Genomic DNA, 22,788 nt, shown 5'->3' with positions numbered 1-22,788 from the left:
ATCCAGTCCTTTTGTGCAAAAAACGTTGTAAAGTGTTTACCAACTTAGTTGGATCCCAGTGGGCTTTGTTGAATCGCTCAAGTGAAAAGAACTGGCAGTTACTGACAAAATTCATTATAAAACAGCCATTTAACTGTTGAAGAAAAAATATGCCACAAAAAATGAGAGTCAGTAATTGCCATGAATATAACAAATTTCTCCAAGAAAGAGGAAGCATTTTTTGTTATATCAATGACGCCATAGAAAATTGGTACGAGAATTGTCCAAAAATGCAGGGCGGCAACTATATTTATAGTGATAAAGTTGTGATTTTAGTGCATATAATCGTCAGTTTCTTTAGAATTGGTTTAAGACAAACAGTCGGGTTTATAAAAGGATATTTGCAACAAATAGGAAGAGATTTGCAGCTATTCACAAGCATCAAAAAAAACTTAATATTAAGATAAATGATTGCAGAAAATAATATAGAAGATATCGAAATTGCTATAGACAGTACAGGAATTAGTATATACAACAACACACAGCAAGGAAAATAGCACTGACAGAGTGGCTATGAGCAAACGAGAAAATTGCACGTAATGTTGAATATAAACAACAAAAAAGCCATAGCTGTAAAATACAGTAACGGTGTCTACTCTGATCACTTGTGATTTGCTAAAAGAAGTTGATTTTCAGCATGCCATAAAAGCACTATATGCAGATAGAGCATGTGATAGGCACAAGTTTTATAAGTTGTGTAACGAATATGATATAAAGACAAAAATTCCACCAATAAACAATGCGGCAGAACATCCAGAAATAGATTATATGTCTGACAGGAATGCTGCTATTAGGTTAATAAAATTATACGGTGAAGATGGCATGAAAGAATGGAAAAAGAAGCAATTTATGGAAAAAAGATCTTACATAGAAGGATTTTTCTCAAGGTTGAAGCAAGTATTTGTTTAGGAATAAATCTGAGATAAATCGAGAAAAAGAACTAAATGCTATTTGCTTAATAAATTCACTGATATTGGTGTGGCTAAATTTGAAATCATTACATAAATTTGTCGTAAACCATCACTGCTTAAGGTGCTATGAAACAAAGCCATCCCAGACTGGGATGACAGAAGAAGAGTATTTTAGGTAACAGCTGTTTACTCCAAAGTAATGTTGCAAAAGGTCTAACATATAAATTATAAGACTAATATAGAATATACCTTGCTAAAAAAAAAAAAAAGTATAACCTTTGATAAGGTATGCAGGCAAAAATTCTGTAACTTGGTCAGGTCAGAAATGAAGCAACCATATCAGAATCTTTTTGGGTTGCATACCTATTTGTACTATTTGTTTTATTCTAGGCTATGAACATAGCATTAAAATATCGTCCTAGTAGCTTTAAAGATTTAGTAGGTCAAGATATATTGGTGCGTATACTAGAAAATGCTTTTACTCTCAACAAAATTCCACAATCTATACTGCTTTCTGGTAGCAGTGGAATTGGTAAAACCACCACTGCAAGAATAATAGCTTTATGTTTGAACTGCTCATTGGGGCCAACTTTTGAACCTTGTGGATCATGTACAAGTTGTCTGGCAATAAAAAATTCAAGCCATCCAGATGTAGTTGAAATCGATGCGGCAAGTCACACTAGTGTTGAGGATGTTAGAGCGATCTTGGGAGATATTTGCTATTTACCAATAAGTTCTAAATTTAAGGTTTACATTATAGATGAAGTACACATGTTATCCAGTAATGCATTTAATGCATTACTTAAAACTCTAGAAGAACCACCATCTAGCGTAAAGTTTATTCTAGCAACTACAGAAATAAAAAAGATACCAATAACTGTTATTGCACGTTGTCAAAGGTTTGACTTACATAACATTCCTTCAGCTAAGATAATGGAGCGTTTAAATGATATTGCACAAAAAGAAAATTATTTTATTGAAAAGGAAGCATCGGAATTAATTGCGCACCACTGTAGTAATTCAATGCGTAACGCTTTATTTTTGATGAATCAAGCAGTGCTATATAGCAAAGATGGTACAATATCCACTCAAAGTGTTACAGACATACTTGGTCTAGTAGATAGAAACGTTATATTTGATCTACTGGAAGCAGTATTAGATAGTGATTTACAGAAGGCTTTGTTAGTATTCGACAATGTGGTAAAAACAGCAAATCCGCTCAATATTTTTGAAGATCTGCTGCAAACAATCCAGTTAATATGCCGTTTTTTAATTACAAAAGAGATTGATACAGAATATGAGAAGAGCAGAGTAAAAGATTTGAGTGCGAAAAAGTCTTTAATATTTTTTTCGAGATTGTGGAAGGTGCTGCTTAAGGGTATTCAAGATATAAAAATTTCAACATGCAATGAGGTTGCTGCTGAAATGATGTTAATTAGCCTTTGTTATCTTTCTGATTTGCCTTCTCCGGAACAGGTGATCAAAAAAATTCTTTCACAGAATGTAGAGCAAGGAAATAGACAGGGCAGACCTGTTGCACCTTCCCCATCTGTCATCCAAGTAGCTGACTACTCGGATCCAAAAAAATATGTGGAAAAACCCCACTCTGTCATCCCAGTGCGCGACACTGGGATCCATGTGAAAAATAAACAACAAAATTACGATTTTGATAAGATTTTGCAACTATTAAGGCGGAGTAACCAAATTTATCTTTACAAACAACTGTGTAGTAATCTACAATTAATAGATTGTAAATTTGGGTATTTAAAATTAAAAGCTGTATCTAACTTGAACAATAATTTTTGTAATGACTTGAAAAGTTACTTAAATCAAGCTACTAATCAGGAGTGGGTTATTATAGTTGATACGAGTTATATGAATAGGGAAGTGAGCAATTTAAATTATGCACCTGTAGTTAAGGATATATTAAATACGTTTAAAGGTGCAAAGGTAGTTAATATAGAAAATAAGGAGTAGGTTGTGGATTTCAGTCAAATAATGAAGCAAGCGCAAGAAATGCAAAAAAAGCTTGCGGAAGCCCAAGAAAAATATATTGGAAAAGAGTTTCAAGGTATTTCTGGTGGTGGCAAAGTTTCTATATTAGTGGAAGTTATAAAAATAGGTGGCTATAAAGCTAAAAAGGTAAACATAGACTTAGAGCTTATGAGAAATGAAGAAAAAGACATAGTAGAAGATTTAGTGACAGCAGCGTTTAATGATGCCATTAAAAAAGCAGAAGAAGATATGGCAAATGCAACCTCTGATCTTGCAGGTATGATGGGGTTACCACCTGGATTTAAACTTCCTTTTTGAATTTATTTCTATACTACTGAAATTTCTTTTAGTGTAAGTATTTTTTTTCTAATATTTCCAACGCTAGTACTTTTTCATATAATGCACCTATAGCTAGCACAGCCCTACGTCATACCGCCGCGGTATAGATTCCGCTAACAAGTAGCGGAATGACGAGGTCTTTCGATAGTAAATCTTACCTATGTTAGCTATACCAAAAAATCAAGAGTAAAAAAAGTAGAGTAACTCTATTTATTAATTAATAAAATCTTTGTATTTTCCTAAAAGTTAGTTAAGATACAGAAGGTTTTGTGTTATTAAGTTAGCACTTGACTTAACTTTAGTTATTATTTAGACTGCTAAAGTGGAATTTTAATTTTTTTAACGAGGGCAATTATGCATTATAAAAAGTTTTTTTCGGCAGCTGCTTTAGTGACGTTGCTAAGCCTATCAAACTCTGCTTTTTCATCAGACCCTATTGGTCCAATAAGTGATGAAGAAACTAGCTACTATGTTCGTTTACAATACAACGGTGAAATTTTACCTTTTTATACAAAAGTTGATGGTATTACAAATGCAACAGGTAAAGAAAAGGATAGTCCCTTAACAAGATCTTTTATAGCTGGTGGTGGTGCATTTGGTTATAAAATGGATGACATTAGAGTTGATGTTGAAGGGCTTTACTCACAATTGGCTAAAGATACAGCTGTAGTAAATGCTTCTGAAACAAATGTTGCAGACAGTTTAACAGCATTTTCAGGATTGGTTAACGTTTATTACGATATAGCGATTGAAGATATGCCTATCACTCCGTACGTTGGTGTTGGTGTTGGTGCAGCATATATCAGCAATCCTTCAAAAGCTAATGAAGTTAAAGATCAAAAAGGATTTGGTTTTGCTTATCAAGCAAAAGCTGGTGTTAGTTATGATGTAACCCCAGAAATCAAACTCTTTGCTGGAGCTCGTTACTTCGGTTCTTATGGTGCTAGTTTTGATAAGGCAGCTAAGGATGATACTGGTATCAAAAATGTTGTTTACAGCACTGTTGGTGCAGAAGCTGGAGTAGCGTTTAATTTCTAGTCTATCTTTGTCTTATTATCCCAGTGGGTTTTTCTTGTCATTCAAGTAGCATGACACTGGGATCTAGAAAAAAGAAATGTGAATTCCAGTGTTTGAGCACTGGAATAACACGTTATTTATTTAATGTAGTTTTTATAGTTACACGCTAGCAATTTTAATGATACATTTAGGTAGCTGTTGTTAAGATCTCAATAGATGTAAAATTGTGCTTTTTTAATTAAAGCTTGAATTTTTCACTGAAAATCAATATATTATATGTATAGAGTTTTAATTTAAGTTATTATGTTGACCCCAGTAGCAAATTTATGTGTTAATAGTAGCACTAATCTCATGCAGTATATTGCTGAAGTGCGAAAATTTCCTATGCTTTCCCAAGAAGAGGAAGTGCGATTAGCAAAAAATTGGCAAGAATACCAGGATATTTCTTCTGCTCACAGGTTAATTACTAGCCATTTGAATTTGGTAGTAAAAATTGCAATGAAATTTAAGAATTACGGTCTATTGTTGATGGACCTGGTCATGGAAGGAAATATGGGTTTAATGCATGCAGTGAAAAAGTTCAATCCTGACTTGGGATTTCGTTTTTCAACTTATGCAGTATGGTGGATTGAAGCTTCAATGAAAGACTTTATATTAAAATCTTGGTCACTTGTAAAAATAGGTACAACGCAAGCACAAAGGAGATTGTTTTTTAGTTTACGTAAAATAAAAAAAAGAATTTTACAATACACAAACAGAGAAACTTTGAGTAAAGAAGAAATAAAAGCAATATCAAATGAGCTTTCTGTATCTGAAGAAGATGTTGTACAGATGAGCTATCGTCTGGCTTGTAAGGATCAGTCGTTAAATAATTGTATAAAAATAGGTGATGACTCTAAAAAGGAGTTACAAGATATGATTCCGTGTAATTTAGTTAGTCAAGAAGTAGCTTACCAGAATCATGAAGAAAAGGCATTAAAAGAAACAATTTTAAGCAATGCGCTGGCAAGTCTTAATGAAAGATCAAGAGACATTTTCATTAGCAGATATTTATCTGAGAATACTCAGACTTTGGATGAGCTTAGCAAAAAATATTGTGTTTCAAGAGAAAGAATAAGACAGCTGGCTAAGCAAGCGATGAGTAAGGTAAAACAACATATAAAATCAGAGAGTTTGAAATTCGGTTTACATGCGTAGTCTTTTCGTATTTCTAATATTTCTTTCAATAGACACTCTTGCATCGGTTAGTAATGTACAACTGAGCGAAAAATATAAAGACTGGTTTGTGTATACTGCATTGGAAGATGGTGAAAAAGTGTGTTATATTGTATCTCATCCTAAGAAAAAAAGTGAACATTATACAGCCGATCGCAAGCCGTATGTAATGGTCAGTTACGTTGATAAAAAAGCAGATGAGGTGAGCGTCACTTCTGGCTTTCAGTATAATAATGAGCCTGTAGTTCTCAATATCGATAAAAAAATTAAATATCAATTGCCAATAATACAGGGAAGTCTTGCGTGGACAGATGATACAAAAATGGACCAAGATTTGATTCTAAAAATGAAGCAGGGATTATCAATGGTAGTTAATGGAAAAGTAAAAACAGCAAATGTTGATGATACTTATTCCTTGCTTGGCTTTCAAAAAGCGTACCAAAAAATGCATGACTTATGCCATACAAAGTAAATTATTGATCACTAAAGTATAAGATAGGCTGTTTTGTCTCTCAGACAAAAATATGGATATCACTTTACATAGAATATGAATATCATTTAAAATATATTTTTGAGAATTAATATGTCAAAAATTGTAGATATAGGAATCAAAGAACAAAGTTCTGTGTGTGAACAAATGCGTTTTAGTGTAAGTCGTGCAAGTCTTTTAAATACGCTATCCAGAGTGAGCGGGGTGGTTGAAAGGCGCAACGCGATAGACGTTTTAGCGTGTATAAATATCAAAGCACAACATGGCAGCATAAAACTAAAGGCTACTGATCTTGACATTTCAATATTTGCCTCACTTACTGCAAATGTATCAGCAGAAGGAGAAGTGAAAATCTCAGCACATACTTTACATGACATAGTGAAAAAATTGCCAACTAATTTGGATGTCAATTTCGAAATGAATAATCAAGGAAAATTATTGATATCCTGTGGAAATGCAAATTTTTCTTTACCGAACGTAGTTTCAAATAACTTCCCTGTTCTTGAAGAAGGTGATCATCAATACGATTTCACTCTACTAAGTGCAGATTTGGTAGACTTGTTGACTAAAACGAAGTTTGCTGTGTCGCTGGATGATACAAGGTATAATTTAAACGGGATATATCTGCATACAGATGAGCAATTTCTGTACTGCGTTGCAACTGATGGCCACCGTTTATCATGTATAAAAAGGCCTAAACCTGAAGATATCAACGGAGAATTTGGGGTGATCATTCCACGTAAAACTATCATGGAACTGTTGAAAGTATTGAGTGATTGTAATGAGATAAATATAAAACTTTCAGATAGAAAAATCAAATTTACATGTGGTGAGTATATTCTAATATCAAAATTGATAGATGGGACTTTTCCAGATTACAAAGCTGTCATTCCAACGTCTCAAGATAAACAAATGATTGTTGAGAGTAGCAAACTTGCTAGTGTTATAGACCGAGTTTCCGTTGTTGTGTCCGATAAAATAAAATCAATTAAATTTTCATTGCAAGAGAATTTATTAACTCTGCATTCAAACTCTCAAGAGTGCAGTGATGCGACTGAGTCTATAGAGGTGGATTACGATGGAGCTCTTATGGAAGTAGGATTTAATTCTCGTTATTTGCTTGATGCTTTATCTTGTATAAAAAACAAATGTAAGGTCAGCCTATCAGATGGTAATAGCGCTACAATTATCACTGATGAAGGTGATCCAAGTGCACTATATATAGTAATGCCAATGAGGACTTAAGCTAGTAATCTATCTTTACTAAGTATAAGCCGTGAGGCGGCGCAGTGACCCCAGCGGCGTTTCTTTTGCATTGACTTAATATATTTAGCATTTCTTGTGGATTAGTTTTGTTTTTTCCAAATTCAACTAAAGTACCAACAATAATCCTCACTTGGTTATGCAAAAAGGAAATCGCAGATATTTTGATGTATATGTGACTTCCATTTTGTACTATATCAATATCATCGATTGTTCTGACCGGATTTGTAGCTTGACAATCTTTTGAGCGGAAGCTTGAAAGATTATGTTTTCCAAGCAGGTGTCTAGCAGCTTCACGCATGATGTTTACGTCAAGTGGGTTAAATACTTGCCACACATAACCGATTTCCAGAGCTGCAGGAGCGTAGCGATTAATTATTCTATATTCATAATATCTTTTTTTTGCTGAAAATCGCGCATGAAATGCATCATCTACGGCTTCTGCACTAAGCACAACTATAGGAATAGCTTTTAAGTGATAGTTTATTCCATTTCTTATTCTGTAAAGCTCAAATTGCCTTTCCATATTGAAATGAGCAACTTGCCCTAAAGCATGAACCCCTGTGTCAGTTCTGCCACCACAATGCAAAGAGACTCTCTCGCCACTGAAATTAAATATAGCGTTTTCTATGGTTTCCTGAATTGAGTTAGCAGAGTGTTGTTGCTTTTGCCAGCCAGAGAAACCACTACCATTGTATTCTATCGTTATTTTGTATCGCACTACAAAGTCTATCTATCTAATTTTAGGTAACTAACGTTCTTCGTTATTAAAAAACCCTTGGCAGATTGGTTGCGTTCAATTACCATGGAGACTATACAAGTTAATAAATGATCCATGGCACATAATACAGAAGAAAGAAATAATGATAAGCAAAAAGCACTAGATAATGCAATAAGTCAAATTGAAAAAGCATTCGGTAAAGGTGCAATAATGAAGCTAAAGCAAAACCCTGTAGAAAAAATAGACACGATATCTACAGGGTCGATTGCACTTGATTCAGCTCTGGGTGTTGGGGGATTGCCAAAAGGACGTATAATTGAGATATTTGGCCCTGAGAGTTCTGGTAAAACTACCCTTGCTTTGCATGTAATTGCTGAAGCACAGAAAAAAGGAGGTTTATGTGCATTTATCGATGCGGAACACGCACTGGATGTTATATATGCTCGTAAACTTGGAGTGAAAACTGATGATTTGGTAATTTCACAACCAGACACTGGAGAGCAGGCGTTGCATATTGTTGAGTATTTAGTGTGTTCTAGTGCAGTTGATGTAATAGTTATTGATTCTGTTGCAGCACTAACTCCAAGAGCTGAAATTGAAGGGGATATGGGCGATCAGCACATGGGATTGCAAGCAAGGCTTCTAAGCCATGGACTCAGGAAACTAACTTCTGTAGTTTCAAAAGCAAACTGTATATTGATATTTATCAACCAAATTCGTATGAAAATAGGAGTAGTATATGGAAATCCTGAAACTACCACTGGTGGAAATGCGTTAAAATTCTATACTTCTATAAGACTTGATATAAGAAAAGTTGGTGCGATAAAGGATAAAGAGAATATTACGGGTAATGAAACGAGAGTTAAAGTTGTAAAAAATAAAGTCGCTCCTCCATTTAGAGAGGCAAAATTTGATATAATGTATAATGAAGGCATATCAAAACTTGGGGAAATAATAGATATAGGAGCAAAACTTGGTGTCCTTGAAAAGGCAGGCGCTTATTATTCATATAACAATACGCGTCTTGGCCAAGGAAGAGAAAATGTAAAAAGTTACCTCAAGGCAAACAAAGAAATTGCAAATGAAATAGAAACAAAAATCAGAGATTTATTTAAAAATCACGATAATTCTATTGCAATAGAAGAGGAACGCGAACAACTTCTAGAAGAATCAGTATTCTAATCTAAATTAGTTTGTATTGGGCAGTATTCGTTTGCTATACTAAAGTTTCACTCTCAACCGAGTTGATAAAAGCTGCGATATCTCCTTGTAGCATTAGGTGTATATTTTTTGCTATTTTTTCCACTAAGAGGATAACATTATCAAAATTTTCAAATTTTGATAATACATAATCTGCTAAGCTTTTCCGATTTTCAGGCCTACCTACTCCAAATCTCAAACGCCAATAATCGTTACCAATAAAGCTATCTATAGACTTAAGTCCATTATGTCCAGCAGAACTACCACCTTTTTTTACTTTTATTCTTCCAAATTTCAAGTCAGCATCATCATGTATGACAACAATATTGTCTAGCGATAATTTGTAAAAATTTTTTATTTTTGCAACAGGAATACCTGAATTATTCATAAATGAAGAAGGCTTTATTAGCATAACTTTATTATTGTTAATTATGCCAGAGGTTATCAAGTAATCGGCTTTCTTAGAAAATGACTGAAAATTCCAATATTTGTGAATTGCGTCAATAACGATAAAACCAATATTATGGTGAGTTAATTCATATTTACTACCAGGATTACCAAGCCCAGCTATTAAATGCACTACTCCTCTGTTTTTGTTTGAGGCTCTTCAACATCACTATCAGCAGCAGAGATTGTTACAATGGTGAAATTTTCTTCCTCATGAGCTACAAATTTAACACCTTCTGGCAATTTTACATCATTGATATGTATAGACTGACCAATCATTTTGCCAGACAAATCAATTTCTATGACTTGAGGTATTTTCTCAGGAGAGCATTTGACAGTAATAGAACGACACAAAACATTAAGCACTCCACCTAATTTGATTCCTGGTGATTTACTTTCATTGATGAATGATAAAGGTATATCTATTTTAATTTCACTACCTTTATCAACAAACTGAAAATCAACATGTTGCACAGTATCCTTTACTACATGCCATTGAATATCACGAACAAGAGCATATTCTTTTTTCCCTGAAATATCTAGTTCTATTAAATGTGCAGAAAGAGCACCTGATTTATATTGTTTAGTAAATTCCTTTGCAGACAATGTCAAATTTACGTTATCATGCCCTTTACCATATATAACTGCAGGTATACTTCCCTTCTCCCTCAGAGCCTGAATCGCTTTCTTTTTTTTTACATCACGTAACTCTGCATTAATTGTTACCATTTCTTGCTGTGCCATCGATTACTCCTATTCAGCTAATCCTTTTTATATAATTTAATAATATAACATAAAAATATTTATTTCAAACTTCATTCTTTCACACTAATTCTTTGTGGAAAAATTTATTTAGATATATACTTAAGATTACGTAGTAAGAGCTATGAGTATTAACGATCAAGTAGTTTTTAAGATTTATAAGCCAACAAAAACTGCAACACAATCTGGCTTAGGTAATACAAAATTCTGGTACCTAAAAATTGAGCCTTGTTCTTACTATATTGAACCTTTGATGGGATGGGTTGGCTCAAAAGATCCCCAAAAACAGATTGTATTAAAGTTTGATTCTCTTGAAAAAGCAATATCTTACGCAAAGAAACACAACACAAAGTACACAATTGAAATACCAAAAGATGTTAAAAGACTGCCAAAATCTTATGCGAATAATTTCGTATCAAAGTAAGTTTTATCGTAGTGTGTTTATCTAAAAACCTAAACCTAATCGTTACTATGATTTTGCTAACACACTGCGGCTATTTAGAGAGTTGAACCTGGCTAGCTAGTATCAAAGAGTTATTTTTTAGGTATTTCTCCGTAAGACTGCAAGTTTTTTTGGATTACTCAAATAACTTCATTCTGCTTGAAGAACTTTTATGTTGCTTTGCACTAAATTAATTTCACGTTTTATTTGTGTTAGCTATTTATTTAGTGAGTGGACATGTAATTTTACCTTAAATAACCCTATAATAAAAACATAGTTATTGAAATAATACAGAAGGTTCTCATGACAACCTCTGTATAGCTCTTAATTTTGCTGAACGCGCACGTGGATTTGCATTTACTTCTTCTTCACTTGCTTTAATCACTTTTTTGTTTAAAAGGGAGAATGTCTTTGTAGGTCCTGGTTCACACAAATCTTTAAAAAGGGTTTTAACTATACGATCTTCTAGAGAATGAAAGGTAACTACAATTAATTTGCCGTTTTCACTTAAAATCTCAGATGCAGCTTTAATACCCTTTTCAAGCTCTCCTAGCTCATCATTTACCCATATTCTGATTGCCTGAAATGTTCTAGTTGCAGGGTCAATCTTGCTTTTTCCACGAAACACTACAGAACGTACAATATCCGCAAGTTCAAATGTAGTTTTGATAATTTTCTTCTTCCGCGCATTTACTATCGCTCTTGCGATTTTACGAGAATGACGCTCACCCCCATAATTATATATAGTGTTCGCAATCTCTTCTTCACGTAAAGCGTTAACAAATGTCGAAGCATTCATATGAGAATAGTTATCCATGCTCATGTTAAGTGGGCCATCACGTAGAAATGAGAATCCTCTATCTCCATTATCAAGCTGCATAGATGAAACTCCAACGTCGAAAACTATTCCATTGATACCTTTAATATTATTACTATCTAATAAATTTTTAATATTACTAAATTTCTCAATAAATAGATTTATTCTATCAGGGTATTTAACGTTCAGATCATCATAAAATTTGGTAACTGTTTCATCCCTATCAATTGCATACACTTTGCAATCAGCGGATTCCAATATTGCTTTGCTATATCCTCCAGCTCCAAACGTGGCATCCACATATATACCACCACTGTGTGGTGACAATTGCAGTAGCATCTCTTTTAACAAAACTGGAATATGTGTCATATCAAGAGACTTTGTGCACTTAAATTAAAATAACTTTCTCGCCAAAAAATATATGGAAATATATAGGTATAGTATAAGAATATTTAAATATAATCAACGATATAAAAATTTAATAAGATAATATTATTAATATAACATTTACATAATTCACGTTTGAAAAAGTAAGTAATATTACTATAATATCAAACAAATTACGGAAGATTTCGTGCAACAAATAACAAAAGTAATACTATCAAGTTTAATTTGTAACACTTTGTTGTGGTATGATCACATGCTTTTCAGCCATCTAATAAGCATAATCGGAGATGTGTTTTTTCCATCAGACGACAAATTAGTCAGCATACTTAAAGCTTTTGGAGTATTTGCAGTGGGTTTCTTAATAAGACCAATTGGTGCTGCTATATTTGGCCACATTGGCGATAAATATGGAAGAAGGATTGCTCTATTTCTCTCTATCATATTGATGACTCTATCAACCGTACTTATTGAATTTGTTCCAGGGTATCAGAACATTGGGGTACTCGCATCAGTACTGGTGGTATGTTTAAGATTATTGCAGGGTATATCTCTTGGAGGAGAGGCAGGAAATGCCCCATTTTTAATAGAGCATGCTCCTAAAAATAAAAGAGGATTCTTTGGCAGTATTGAAGTATTGAGCGCAATTCTTGGCTCAATATTAAGTCTTATAGTGGTGCTTATATGCAAAAAAGTATCCGATTTTGAATCTTGGGGATGGAGATTGCCTTTTATTTTCAGTTTTGTAATAGGATTAATCAGTATATATATGAGATATATACTCGATGAAAGCCCAGAATATAAAAAGCAGGAAAAGCCACATGAATTACCGTTAAAAGAACTGTTAAATGGCTATAAAAAACCTTTTCTAATATCAATTGGAGTTGACATAGTTGAGAATGCATCTCTTTACATATATTTAGTGTTTTTTAATCTACTTGCATCAACAATAAACACTCACTTTAATCACGCAGTAGAAATATTGAATCAGGTTGCACTTGGAGGATTGACTATACTATTTGCAATACTTTCTGATAAGGTAGGGAGAGAAAGAGTCATGAAATTTGCATTTGTGACTTTTATAGTAGTAAGTTATCCAGTTTTTTCAATGATACTAAGTGGTAATAATTTGCTCACCATAATGGCGCACGTTCTTTTTATAATCCCAATAGCTGCTTCTCTTGGTCCTGTTAGCGCGTTTATGTGCGAATTATTCCCAATAAAGGTACGATACAGTGGATTTGGTTTATCAAGAAATATAGCTTCGGGATTTTTTGGTGGTCTTGCACCATTTATATGCACAACTATTATCAAAGTTACAGGACAAGGAACTTTAGCAAGTTTTTACATGATTTTCTGTGCATTAATTGGGTTAGTTGCTATATCACAAGTTAAGAGTTAGATTTTTTCAAAAACCAAGTGTTTAAAAAATCTAATCATAAGGTGGAAAATGCCAATTTTTAGGTGATAGTGTAAATATTTCAACTCCATCTTTTGTGACTCCAAGCGTATGCTCAAACTGTGCAGAAAGTGAAAGATCACGTGTTGTCACTGTCCAGCCATCTAGCTTGCTGAGCAGAGTTTCATGTTTTCCAGCATTGATCATTGGTTCTACCGTAAAAAACATGCCTTCTTTTAAGATAAGATCCTCACCTTCATCATAAAAATGTACAACATTTGGTGGAGCATGAAAAACCTTTCCTATGCCATGTCCACAATAATTGCGTACGATAGAATATCCAAAATCTTCAATATATTTTTCTATAGCAAATCCTATTTCATTTAACTTATTGCCGGGCTTAACTTGTTTTATCGCTTCCATTAGCGCATTGTAGGCAGCATTACACAAACGCTTTGCTTTTATTGAGGGTTTACCGGTCCAAAACATGCGACTTGTATCACCATACCAGCCATTTAAAATCACTGTAACGTCAATATTTAAAATATCTCCATCTTTAAGAGGTTTATCATCAGGAATACCATGACATACAACAGCATTTTTCGAAGTACAAATTGATTTCGGATATCCCTTATAATTCAGTGGTGCTGGAATTGCACCTGCATTGATTATAAAATCATGACATAGATCATTTAATTCATTAGTTGTTACGCCTACTTTGACGTATGGTGCAATAAAATCAAGGGTTTCAGCTGCAAGCCTGCCAGCTTTACGCATAAAGTCAAAATCTTCTTGTGAATGTATAGTTATGTTCATATTTTCCATTTCTTATTATAATTCACATCTTGCATAGTAGATAATGTCATTCCACTGCTTGACACATAATTGTACGAATATTGAATGCAAAAGTACAAAAAATAGTGTCATCAGAATGCCTTTTTTTCCTGTCATCCCAGTGTCAGCTACTCTGATGACACCAAAGGGGCACTTGGATAGAGGCTACTTGAATAACACCATCATAAGGTGAACCAGTGTCAAGCACTGGAATGACAAGGAAAGGGCTACTTGGATGACAAGAAAAAGGACGCTGAGATGAAACCAAAGAGGCTGACACCACCATAAAGTAAATTCCACTAACACTATAGGAGACTAACATGAACTTTTTAAAATTTATCGAACTATGCTTTCAAACGGTAATGCCGGGGTGTGAGTATAACAATTATCATTATATAAAAATCATAGCAGACAGGCTTGAAGCAGCAGGTACTGGCACAGTGAAGCGAATAATATTCAATATGCCCTCCGCGCTCAATGAAGTCTATGTGCGTGAGTGTTGCATGGCCCGCATGGATACTCGGTAATCAGCCAACTGCAAGAATAATAGTTGCAAGCTATTCTCAGCGGCTTAGCGAAAAGCATTCGCTCGACACCAGGTGCGTAATGCAGTCTAGTTGGTATAGAGCGCTATTTCCAGAGGTAGAGCTATGTAAAGACCAGAACACTAAATATAAATTTCAAACAGTGCAGAGAGGATGTAGGATTGCAACATCTGTTGGTGGAACATTAACTGGTGAAGGTGGTGATTTTATCGTTGTGGATGATCCACTGAGTTCCTCTCAAGCTTTGAGTGAAACGTTTAGAAAACGTGCTACAAATTGGTTTGATCAGACTTTAGTAACTAGGCTCAATGACAGGAAAAAAGGAGTTATCGTTGTTGTGATGCACAGACTACATAGGGAGGATTTAACTGGGCATCTTCTCTCCAAACCAAGAAATATATGGCATCATATTTGTTTGCCAATGATCTCTGAAAATAAGGAAATTATCTATTCAATCAAAAGATCAATTCTCCCTTCTCCTGTTCCTATTATTCAAGTAACTACAAATGAGTGCAAAAGCTCAACAGGCGCTACATCTTCAAGGATTTTATACTTAAAAAAGGAAGGTCAGCTGCTATATCACTGCCATTAAGTTAAGGAAAAGTGATGAACTGTATTATAAAATCAGGTAAGATTCACAAATTAAAAGAAGTAATGACATGAGTAAAAAAAAGAATAATCATGTTTATAAAAAATAAATTGATGAGTTTAAACTTTATAAACGCACACAGAGCATCCTCAAAAGACTTCTCACGAAAAAGAAAGCTGCCCTTCGTTAATGTATTTCTCCTGATTTTTAGAAAGAGTGTAAAGTCATTACAAGTGATGCTTAATGAGTTTGTTCTGCATACAAGAAAAGATTATACAATTACGGCAAGTGCATTTACTCAAGCAAGAAAGAAGCTAAAACATACTGCGTTTTCAGAGTTAAATGATGATATAGTTTCCCTATACTACCAAGATCAGGAATTTAAAACCCACCATGGCTTCAGAGTACTTGCATTTGATGCTTCAATACTGATTCTGCCAAAGAGCGACAAAATAATAGGTGAGTTTGGCTCAAGAGCAGTATGGAATGGAATCCAGAGATTTGAAGACTATACAAGTGCAACCTTTGAAGTTTGCTACGATGTGCTAAATAATATTGCAATAAAATCTGTGCTAAGTAGAGGTGACAGCTATGAGGTTGATTTAGCAATCGGTATGCTTGAATCCATAAAATCAGACGATTTGTTAATCTGTGATAGAGGATACGTATCTTATCGATTTCTTGCTGAGCTTACAGGAAGGAAAATCAATTATATAATTCGCTGTTCAAGTTCGTCTTTCAATGAAATAAACACTATGTTTAAGCCGGAAAGCCCATCTAGTACGGTGGTAGTGTCTACCGCACCTATTAAAGTAGCAAGACAGCTACGAAAGCTAGGATTACCTGATGAGATGAAATTCAGGTTAGTCAAAATAATACTTTCTTCTGGCGAAGTTGAAGTGTTAGTAACATCTCTGTTAGATGAGAAACGTTTTACAGTTGAAGAGTTTGAGAGATTATATTACTTGCGCTGGGGAGTAGAAACATTTTTTTCTAGGCTGAAGGGAAGATTAAATTTAGAGAATTTCACAGGAAAAAGTATTGAAACTATCAAGCAGGATTTTTGGTCAACTATCTTCATCAGTAATCTAGAAAGTATCATGATAGAAGATGATGAAGAGACATTGAGCTCACAGAATAGTAAACTAAAAAAAAGCATCAATAAATCTGTCTCATTTAATGCGATTAAAAACTTAGCCTTTGATATTTTTTCTACAGAGTCAGACATAGACTGCATTATGTATCGACTATCACAGTTATTTTTGATGAACACTTTAGTGGTGAGAAAAGGGAGAAGAGTTGATCGTCATAAGATATCTGATATTCGTTCACTCAACTACCAGAAAAGAGCTAGAAAACATGTGTTTTAAATTCAAGATATCTTTTCAGTATCATTGCATTAGTACATTCTTTGCAAAATAACCTGCAATTATTACTTTTTTAAATAACTTGCACTTTTCAGACTCCCTTTTCTTAAAAATTCACCCTAGTATTTACCATAATTATCAATCACTTCAAATTTTTTGTCCAATCTTAACTTCTCTTTCCCTTAACTTAATGGCAGTGAAGCATAATATGGCTATCGTTGGTGCTGCAATGCGTAAGCTACTCCATATCATTTTCGGTGTTCTAAAATCCAAAAGTGCTTTTAATCCTGACCATATCAAGAATTACAGGGCAAAGCGGTTGGAGGAGAATTTAGTACTTTAAAATCAAAAAATGCGTACTTTCTATCTTATGTAAAATAGCATTTTACACAAATTTATTTAATGTAGTTGGTTAGTGTATATGTTGATAGAAAGTATTTTTTGATTTCGTAATACAGCTTAAGATTCAATTTCTATAATTTTCTTGTTGACTGACAAGACGGTATCTACCTTCTCGTATAGATGACAGAATATTTGACTCTAGTTCTTGATAGTCTACTAATCCAACATATTTATTTGCCATTTTTTCACTCATGTGTAAAACCTCGGTTTTATATTAATTGTAATATTTTACTTTTCGGTTTGACACACTTTATTTAACACTCCCGGTCTTTCTTTCGATGATATCAAACAGTTACAGGCAGAAAAGACCTCATAGTTCCCTCAATTTATCCCTCTGCTTATTCCTTTAACTACTGATGTTCCATTTAAGAATGTATCAGGCTTTTTAGATAACTCTACTTTCCTTGAAACTTTCTGACCTAAAACTTTAGAAGGCTTTTCTACTTTCTGCTGTAGTATCATAATTTCTTCCTTAGCTAAAACTTCTTCTAAGTTACTCTTTAAATGATCTAGAAACTTATCAGTTTGTTTAAATTCTGGACATGCTTCTTTTCCAAATGAATATAGGGTTTCTGCTATTTCAGAAAATCTTCTATTTGTTATTTTTCCATTTATTATTTTTTCAATTATAGCTGATTGCACTGCCATGGGATCAAAGTTTAGATTTGTCACTGATATTCCTGACTTAATAGCAGTTTTATTTAACACTTTCTCAAATCTATGTGTAATATTTAGTGCATAACCTCTTGCTTCTAATAAAGGTATAGATTGATCTACTGCAGGTATATATTGTTTACCCGTAAACTTTCTTACAAGCACATCAAGTAACATTATCGTACCATTTACATCCATTTTTGCATCTACTTGTGAGATTGGACTTTTAGTTGTAGTACTTGATTTGGAATCTAATAACCCACCTATAGAGCTTTTTACCCAACCAAATAAATCATTTATCCATGAAGATGGTCGTCTTGTACCACTACTCATTGTGTACTCACTTCTACGGTTTCTAATGTGCTGCCTATGTCTATGAGGTTGATCAGATAACATGACTTCTGTAAACACATCATCGTACACTTGATCCTTATACTCTCTTTTTACAATATCCAAGTATCTTGCAGCACTTATTTCCTTCTCATGATCTTTTAATACTATCTCTTTATCAGTAAATTTTATTGATAACGTTTTCATTTTAGGTGTTTTATAGAATTTACTAAGTGTAATACTGCAAAAATCATCTTTAGTAATAGTCGAATCAAAAGCATTAGTTATTATTAGATCATGACCATTACTACGAACAAACGTATTGTTTCCTCCTTTTCTAGGCGTGATAAGCTCAGCATCTTTCTCCACATCTTGATCGGTTACCACAATAATTTCTTTATCTTTGTCAAAGATCAAAGGTAGTGGTTTTAATTCTAATTCAGAACTTATTTTCATAGGCGCACTATCTGAGATAATATGAAGATTTTCATACCAATCCAAACCGTCTTTTAATCTTACTGTTAGCACTTCTAATAAAAAACTTTGTCCCATTTCTGCTTCTAACCTAACTAGCAAATCATTTCCATCTTGAAAAATTCTTGGCAGATTAATATGTATTTTCAAATCATCTTGTATTATTTTTATCACGTTACGTAAATCTAACGTATCTATAGAACTTGCTTGATCAGGATTGTAGATGTTTATTTGTGGCATAGAAAAAATATTATGTTCATATCTTTGCTCACCTGAGGCTATAGTAATTACGTATATGTTTTTACCACCATTTCCAATTAAGTGACTGTTATAGATTGGATTATTGTAAATTACCTCACACTTCCCATAGCCAACAAGTATAGATTCATCACCATCTTGAACAGCGATAGTCATATTGAGTTTATTCGCTATAGCTGGGTAACTTTCTATAATTTCATCAATAGTTTTATTAGTATTCTGTATTGCATACAAGTTTCTTTCCTTACCTACTTTTATTTCAGCACTGTCTTTTAATTGATAGATTATATTGTTCATTATGTTATATGAGATAGCTATACTAAAGTTTCCATTTGCAACTTTTGGAAAAAAATTGAACTTTATACTATTGTGATCTTTAATATCAATACTCTGAATATCAGCAAGCAAGTAGTCGAATATAAACCTATGGTTATTTTCGAAATTAGCAAGTAATTTAACAGATGCACTACCTTTTTGAAATGGTACAATATAGTTAAAGTTACCTTTGAGTGCTAGATTATTTACTTCAGTGTAATTTCTAACTATTACTTGTATATCATAGACACAGTTATTATCTTTTATTTCCAAATAATCAAGTTGATCTTCCTTACCACCATTACCATCCAAGAATTTAGTTTCACATGCACTAAATATATGATCTGCCTTAGCTTTTCTACCAAGCACTCTTTCTACTGAATTAATTTGAAATCCAGAATAACCATATCTGTTGTACATAATAGTGCCAATATTTGTATTTAAATACACATTCACACTTACAGCTTCTTGAGCAAATTCAGTCAGATCTAAGGTATCAATTCCATCCTCTCCGTACAAAGACCCTTCTATCAGATCTCCCTGCAAAACAAAGATATCATTCTTATTTCCCCCATAATATTCTTTAGACCCATCATTCACTACAAATACGTTCGGACTATCCTTAAATCCCCTGGCATAATCTTCACCTTCTCCTAAATTAATTAGATTATATCCTTCTATCTTGTTATTAGATAAACCAATCGCATTTTCGCATAAATATGACCCATAATTTGGAGCAGGTTCGTCATTTCCCTGCGAGAAACAAAACAATTTTCCACCACTTGGATTATTCGGCCTTGCTCTACTCCATTTTATATCGGTTCCTTTTCCATCAAGCAGTACTTTACTGTCTAAGTCTATCTTAAACTTAACTTTGCATTCTTCAGTGTAAAGTGTAACATTAATTCTTCTCATGCATAATTCTCCAAATCCAGCGCCATCACACTGAAGCACTTGGTATGGCACCTGACGACAAGAACTAACAACTGATTGACCAGTAGGGAATACATAACTTTGAATATCATTATGCTGCTTCAAATACTCAAATCCTTGCTTAACTAATTGGTTGTAAAGTTGTTTTTCTTCTATTAATTCTTCTATATATTGTTCAGGTTGCATACCTATAAATGCACGCAATCCTTCAATAAATTTTTCTCTTCCACTTAAGTGAATCAATTGATCAATCTTATCAACTCTCTTTACTGCCATGTAAACATCAGTACCAATAAATACTACATCTCCAATTTCTGCTCCAATTAGTCCAGTAACACTTGATATTCCTTCTAATATTTCAAAACCTTCAGCAACTTCGATGCCAATCTCTGCAGTATTAACACCTAGGTAAATACTATCTCCTACTACGCCAACTAATTCTTCTTCCGTACCGTTTCTAAATGCTTCTACCTGATTTACCAGATCATAAACAACAAAGGTAGAAGTACCACGAGCAAGAAAAGAAGATGCTACTCTTAAAGATTTACCGAGTAATGCTTTTCCTTCTGAGAGTAAATTTAATCCTTTACGAGATGCAACTTCAGCAACTTTAGCAAATCCTTGACCACCTGCTATAAAACCAATATTAATTGCTACACCCTGATAATCTCTGTTTAAAAAATCAGCTAAAATATTTTTAGCCATCATTCCATGCATAGTTATGCTAGAGATTTTTTTTACTCTATTTAAATGATTCATAACCTTCTGATTACTGGTAAGCTTATTGATTAAATCATGAAACTCACCTGTAACTTCAACTTTACCTGCTAGCTCAATTAGCTGAGAACGTTTTTTTTCTGGTACATCTTTTATATAGTCAATAAACTTTTTACTATCTATTTTAATTTTACTAAAATCTCTTTTCTCATCCTTTTCTGTATTGAATTCATCTACGTCTTCCCAAGACAGTTCACATTTCCCAATTTTTGCTTCTCTTCTGTTCCTTAATGAACTCGTACTCGGCAAACATTCTTCAACTTTACTCCTTTGATATATTGCAGAAGCCCTTTCTAGTAAATCTTTTGCTCTCTGAACATTACCTAAAGCTCCATCGGCAATAGCTAAATCTTCTAAGGCTATAGCTACTTCAAAATGATTTTCTCCATAATGCTTCTCTAAAATAGGTAAAGCCCTTTCTAGCAACTTTTTTACTCCCTGAGTATCACCTAAACCTCTATAGGCGATACTCAAATTTACTAATATTTTACTTACTTCAACATGATCTCTTTCATGATATTTCTCTAAAATAGATAAAGCTCTTTCTAGCACCTCTTTTGCTTCCTGATTATCACCTAAGGCTATATAATCAGTGCCTAAACTTTCCAGAATCATACCTATTTCAAAATGCTCTTCCCCATAGTGCTTCTCTAAAATAGGTAAAGCTCTCTCTAGCAACTCTTTTGCTCCTTGATAATTATCAAAGTATCTATAGATGGTACTTAAATTTACTAATATTTTAGCTACTTCAACATGATTTTCTCCATAATGATTCTCTAAAATAGGCAAAGCTCTTTCTAGCAACTCTTCTGCTCTTCCATAATCATCTAAAGCTATATAAGTGATACCTTGATTTGTTTTAGCTATAGCTACCTGAAAATGATCTTCTCCATAATAATTTTCTAAAATAGGTAGTGCCCTTTCTAGTAACTCTTTTGCTGTCTGATAATCACCAAAACCTCTACAAGCAATACTAAGATTTACTAACATTTTAGCTGACTCAAAGTGCTCTTCTTCATAATTGTCACCTAAAATAGAGAATACTCTTTCTATTGACTTTTTCGCTCTTTCATAATCACCTAAAGATCCATAAGCAATACTCAGGTTTATTAGTACTTGAGCTAATGAAGAACGATCCTCCCGATAATGATTCTCTAAAATGGGAAAGGCCCTTTCTAGTAACTCTTTCGCTGTCTGATAATCATCTAAAGCTCGATAGCTGATACTCAGATTTACCAGTGTTCTAACTAATTGAAAACGCTCTTCTTCATAATCTTGCTTTTCAATTTTTAAAGCTCTTTCTAGCAAATCTTTTGCTCTTTGGTAATCACCTAAAACTAGATAACTGTTGCTTAGATTTACTAGTCTTTTAAATACTTCAAAATGATCTTCTCCGTAATGCTTTTCTAAAATAGGCAAAACCCTTTCTAGCAACTCCTTTTCTCTTTTGGGATTACCCAAATTAAAATACCCATCACTCATCCATGTCAACAAATTTTCAAGATAATCCTTTTCTATTTTTTCTTTATCTTGAGGGTTCTTTTTTAACCAACTATCTATACGTGATAAAAATGCCTCTAAGTGCGGTAATAATTCTCGTTTCTTTAAATAGTCTTCTAATTTATCACCATTATAAGGAAAACTTGCTCTGAGTAGCTCGAAAGTCTCTTTCATAACTTCCTTATTCTTACCTTTCTCTACCAACGCTATTTTTGTCACTTCTTGAACTAATTTATGAATACTCAACACACCTTGCTCTTGTTCACCATTAACCATAGAATATTTTATAAGTAAACGAACAGCAGACCTTAATTCCTCTTCATTATTTCCTGTCAAATCTAAAAAGAATTCTCTACTAATATTGTCAGG

The 22,788-nt window shown here is 33.6% G+C and carries 17 protein-coding genes, 1 other RNA gene and 3 pseudogenes; 14 read left to right on the top strand and 7 right to left on the bottom strand.

What is annotated here, in order from left to right; genetic code table 11:
- The first annotated feature begins 149 nt into the window (after positions 1 to 149).
- The 8 genes and pseudogenes from OPR42_RS08895 to dnaN all read left to right on the top strand — a co-directional run bounded on the left by OPR42_RS08895 (position 150) and on the right by dnaN (position 7,251).
- Positions 150 to 1,044 (top strand): annotated as a pseudogene (locus OPR42_RS08895) (IS5 family transposase).
- A 184-nt stretch (positions 1,045 to 1,228) separates the two neighbouring features.
- Positions 1,229 to 1,327: signal recognition particle sRNA small type (gene ffs / locus OPR42_RS03280), an RNA gene on the top strand.
- A 16-nt stretch (positions 1,328 to 1,343) separates the two neighbouring features.
- Positions 1,344 to 2,927 carry a DNA polymerase III subunit gamma/tau gene (gene dnaX / locus OPR42_RS03275; RefSeq protein WP_265041798.1) on the top strand — a complete coding sequence of 528 codons (1,584 nt, stop codon included), beginning with the start codon at positions 1,344 to 1,346 and terminating at the stop codon, positions 2,925 to 2,927.
- A 21-nt stretch (positions 2,928 to 2,948) separates the two neighbouring features.
- The gene (locus tag OPR42_RS03270; RefSeq protein WP_007302329.1) at positions 2,949 to 3,263 is read left to right on the top strand and encodes a YbaB/EbfC family nucleoid-associated protein; all 315 of its coding nucleotides are present in this window, start codon (positions 2,949 to 2,951) and stop codon (positions 3,261 to 3,263) included.
- 375 nt (positions 3,264 to 3,638) lie between these two features.
- Positions 3,639 to 4,322 carry a P44/Msp2 family outer membrane protein gene (locus OPR42_RS03265; protein ID WP_264376087.1) on the top strand — a complete coding sequence of 228 codons (684 nt, stop codon included), beginning with the start codon at positions 3,639 to 3,641 and terminating at the stop codon, positions 4,320 to 4,322.
- Between the two features lie 282 nt (positions 4,323 to 4,604).
- Positions 4,605 to 5,498, top strand: a complete 894-nt coding sequence (locus OPR42_RS03260) for an RNA polymerase factor sigma-32 (RefSeq protein ID WP_265041795.1) — start codon at positions 4,605 to 4,607, stop codon at positions 5,496 to 5,498.
- Positions 5,491 to 5,988 (top strand): invasion associated locus B family protein, encoded by a 498-nt coding sequence (locus OPR42_RS03255; protein ID WP_019078627.1) that lies wholly within the window; start codon positions 5,491 to 5,493, stop codon positions 5,986 to 5,988. The genes OPR42_RS03260 and OPR42_RS03255 overlap by 8 nt, the downstream gene beginning before the upstream one ends.
- Before the next feature lie 111 nt (positions 5,989 to 6,099).
- Positions 6,100 to 7,251 (top strand): DNA polymerase III subunit beta, encoded by a 1,152-nt coding sequence (gene dnaN / locus OPR42_RS03250; protein WP_265041793.1) that lies wholly within the window; start codon positions 6,100 to 6,102, stop codon positions 7,249 to 7,251.
- A 1-nt stretch (position 7,252) separates the two neighbouring features.
- Here dnaN and truA read toward each other — a convergent pair whose 3' ends face one another.
- Entirely contained in the window at positions 7,253 to 7,990 is a 738-nt protein-coding gene (truA, locus tag OPR42_RS03245; protein WP_265041790.1) for a tRNA pseudouridine(38-40) synthase TruA, read from the bottom strand.
- A gap of 114 nt (positions 7,991 to 8,104) precedes the next feature.
- Between truA and recA the strand changes: the two genes are divergently transcribed.
- Positions 8,105 to 9,172, top strand: coding sequence for a recombinase RecA (gene recA / locus OPR42_RS03240; RefSeq protein ID WP_265041788.1), 1,068 nt, complete (start codon positions 8,105 to 8,107; stop codon positions 9,170 to 9,172).
- A 34-nt stretch (positions 9,173 to 9,206) separates the two neighbouring features.
- On the opposite strand, the gene pth is transcribed toward recA, so the two are convergent.
- Entirely contained in the window at positions 9,207 to 9,770 is a 564-nt protein-coding gene (gene pth, locus OPR42_RS03235; RefSeq protein ID WP_265041780.1) for an aminoacyl-tRNA hydrolase, read from the bottom strand.
- Complete coding sequence (locus OPR42_RS03230; protein WP_264376083.1) at positions 9,770 to 10,381, bottom strand: 50S ribosomal protein L25/general stress protein Ctc; 612 nt, start codon at positions 10,379 to 10,381, stop codon at positions 9,770 to 9,772. The genes pth and OPR42_RS03230 overlap by 1 nt, the downstream gene beginning before the upstream one ends.
- Before the next feature lie 142 nt (positions 10,382 to 10,523).
- Between OPR42_RS03230 and OPR42_RS03225 the strand changes: the two genes are divergently transcribed.
- Complete coding sequence (locus OPR42_RS03225; protein WP_265041778.1) at positions 10,524 to 10,823, top strand: ETC complex I subunit; 300 nt, start codon at positions 10,524 to 10,526, stop codon at positions 10,821 to 10,823.
- Positions 10,824 to 11,142: 319 nt separating this feature from the next.
- Here the strand turns inward: OPR42_RS03225 and rsmH are convergent, their stop codons facing one another.
- Positions 11,143 to 12,027 (bottom strand): 16S rRNA (cytosine(1402)-N(4))-methyltransferase RsmH, encoded by an 885-nt coding sequence (gene rsmH / locus OPR42_RS03220; protein ID WP_265041776.1) that lies wholly within the window; start codon positions 12,025 to 12,027, stop codon positions 11,143 to 11,145.
- Positions 12,028 to 12,232: 205 nt separating this feature from the next.
- Here rsmH and OPR42_RS03215 point away from each other — a divergent pair, with 205 nt between their 5' ends.
- Positions 12,233 to 13,444 carry an MFS transporter gene (locus OPR42_RS03215; RefSeq protein WP_265041775.1) on the top strand — a complete coding sequence of 404 codons (1,212 nt, stop codon included), beginning with the start codon at positions 12,233 to 12,235 and terminating at the stop codon, positions 13,442 to 13,444.
- Between the two features lie 30 nt (positions 13,445 to 13,474).
- Here OPR42_RS03215 and map read toward each other — a convergent pair whose 3' ends face one another.
- A complete protein-coding gene (map, locus tag OPR42_RS03210; protein WP_010403864.1) occupies positions 13,475 to 14,257 on the bottom strand; it encodes a type I methionyl aminopeptidase in 783 nt (260 codons plus the stop codon).
- A 338-nt stretch (positions 14,258 to 14,595) separates the two neighbouring features.
- Here map and OPR42_RS03205 point away from each other — a divergent pair.
- The 3 genes and pseudogenes from OPR42_RS03205 to OPR42_RS03195 form a co-directional block, all read left to right on the top strand.
- Positions 14,596 to 15,400: pseudogene (locus OPR42_RS03205) on the top strand (phage terminase large subunit); the annotation flags it as partial.
- A gap of 101 nt (positions 15,401 to 15,501) precedes the next feature.
- Complete coding sequence (locus tag OPR42_RS03200; protein WP_265041416.1) at positions 15,502 to 16,779, top strand: IS4 family transposase; 1,278 nt, start codon at positions 15,502 to 15,504, stop codon at positions 16,777 to 16,779.
- Positions 16,780 to 16,975: 196 nt separating this feature from the next.
- Positions 16,976 to 17,119: pseudogene (locus OPR42_RS03195) on the top strand (IS110 family transposase); the annotation flags it as partial.
- 123 nt (positions 17,120 to 17,242) lie between these two features.
- Here OPR42_RS03195 and OPR42_RS03190 read toward each other — a convergent pair.
- The gene (locus tag OPR42_RS03190; protein ID WP_264376120.1) at positions 17,243 to 17,371 is read right to left on the bottom strand and encodes a hypothetical protein; all 129 of its coding nucleotides are present in this window, start codon (positions 17,369 to 17,371) and stop codon (positions 17,243 to 17,245) included.
- 128 nt (positions 17,372 to 17,499) lie between these two features.
- Complete coding sequence (locus tag OPR42_RS03185; RefSeq protein ID WP_458694734.1) at positions 17,500 to 22,779, bottom strand: tetratricopeptide repeat protein; 5,280 nt, start codon at positions 22,777 to 22,779, stop codon at positions 17,500 to 17,502.
- Positions 22,780 to 22,788: the final 9 nt, after the last annotated feature.

Origin of the sequence: Wolbachia endosymbiont (group B) of Melanostoma mellinum (assembly GCF_947251465.1) — a bacterium.
In the GTDB taxonomy this organism is placed as follows: domain Bacteria; phylum Pseudomonadota; class Alphaproteobacteria; order Rickettsiales; family Anaplasmataceae; genus Wolbachia.
This window is presented reverse-complemented; position numbering and strand designations above follow the sequence as displayed.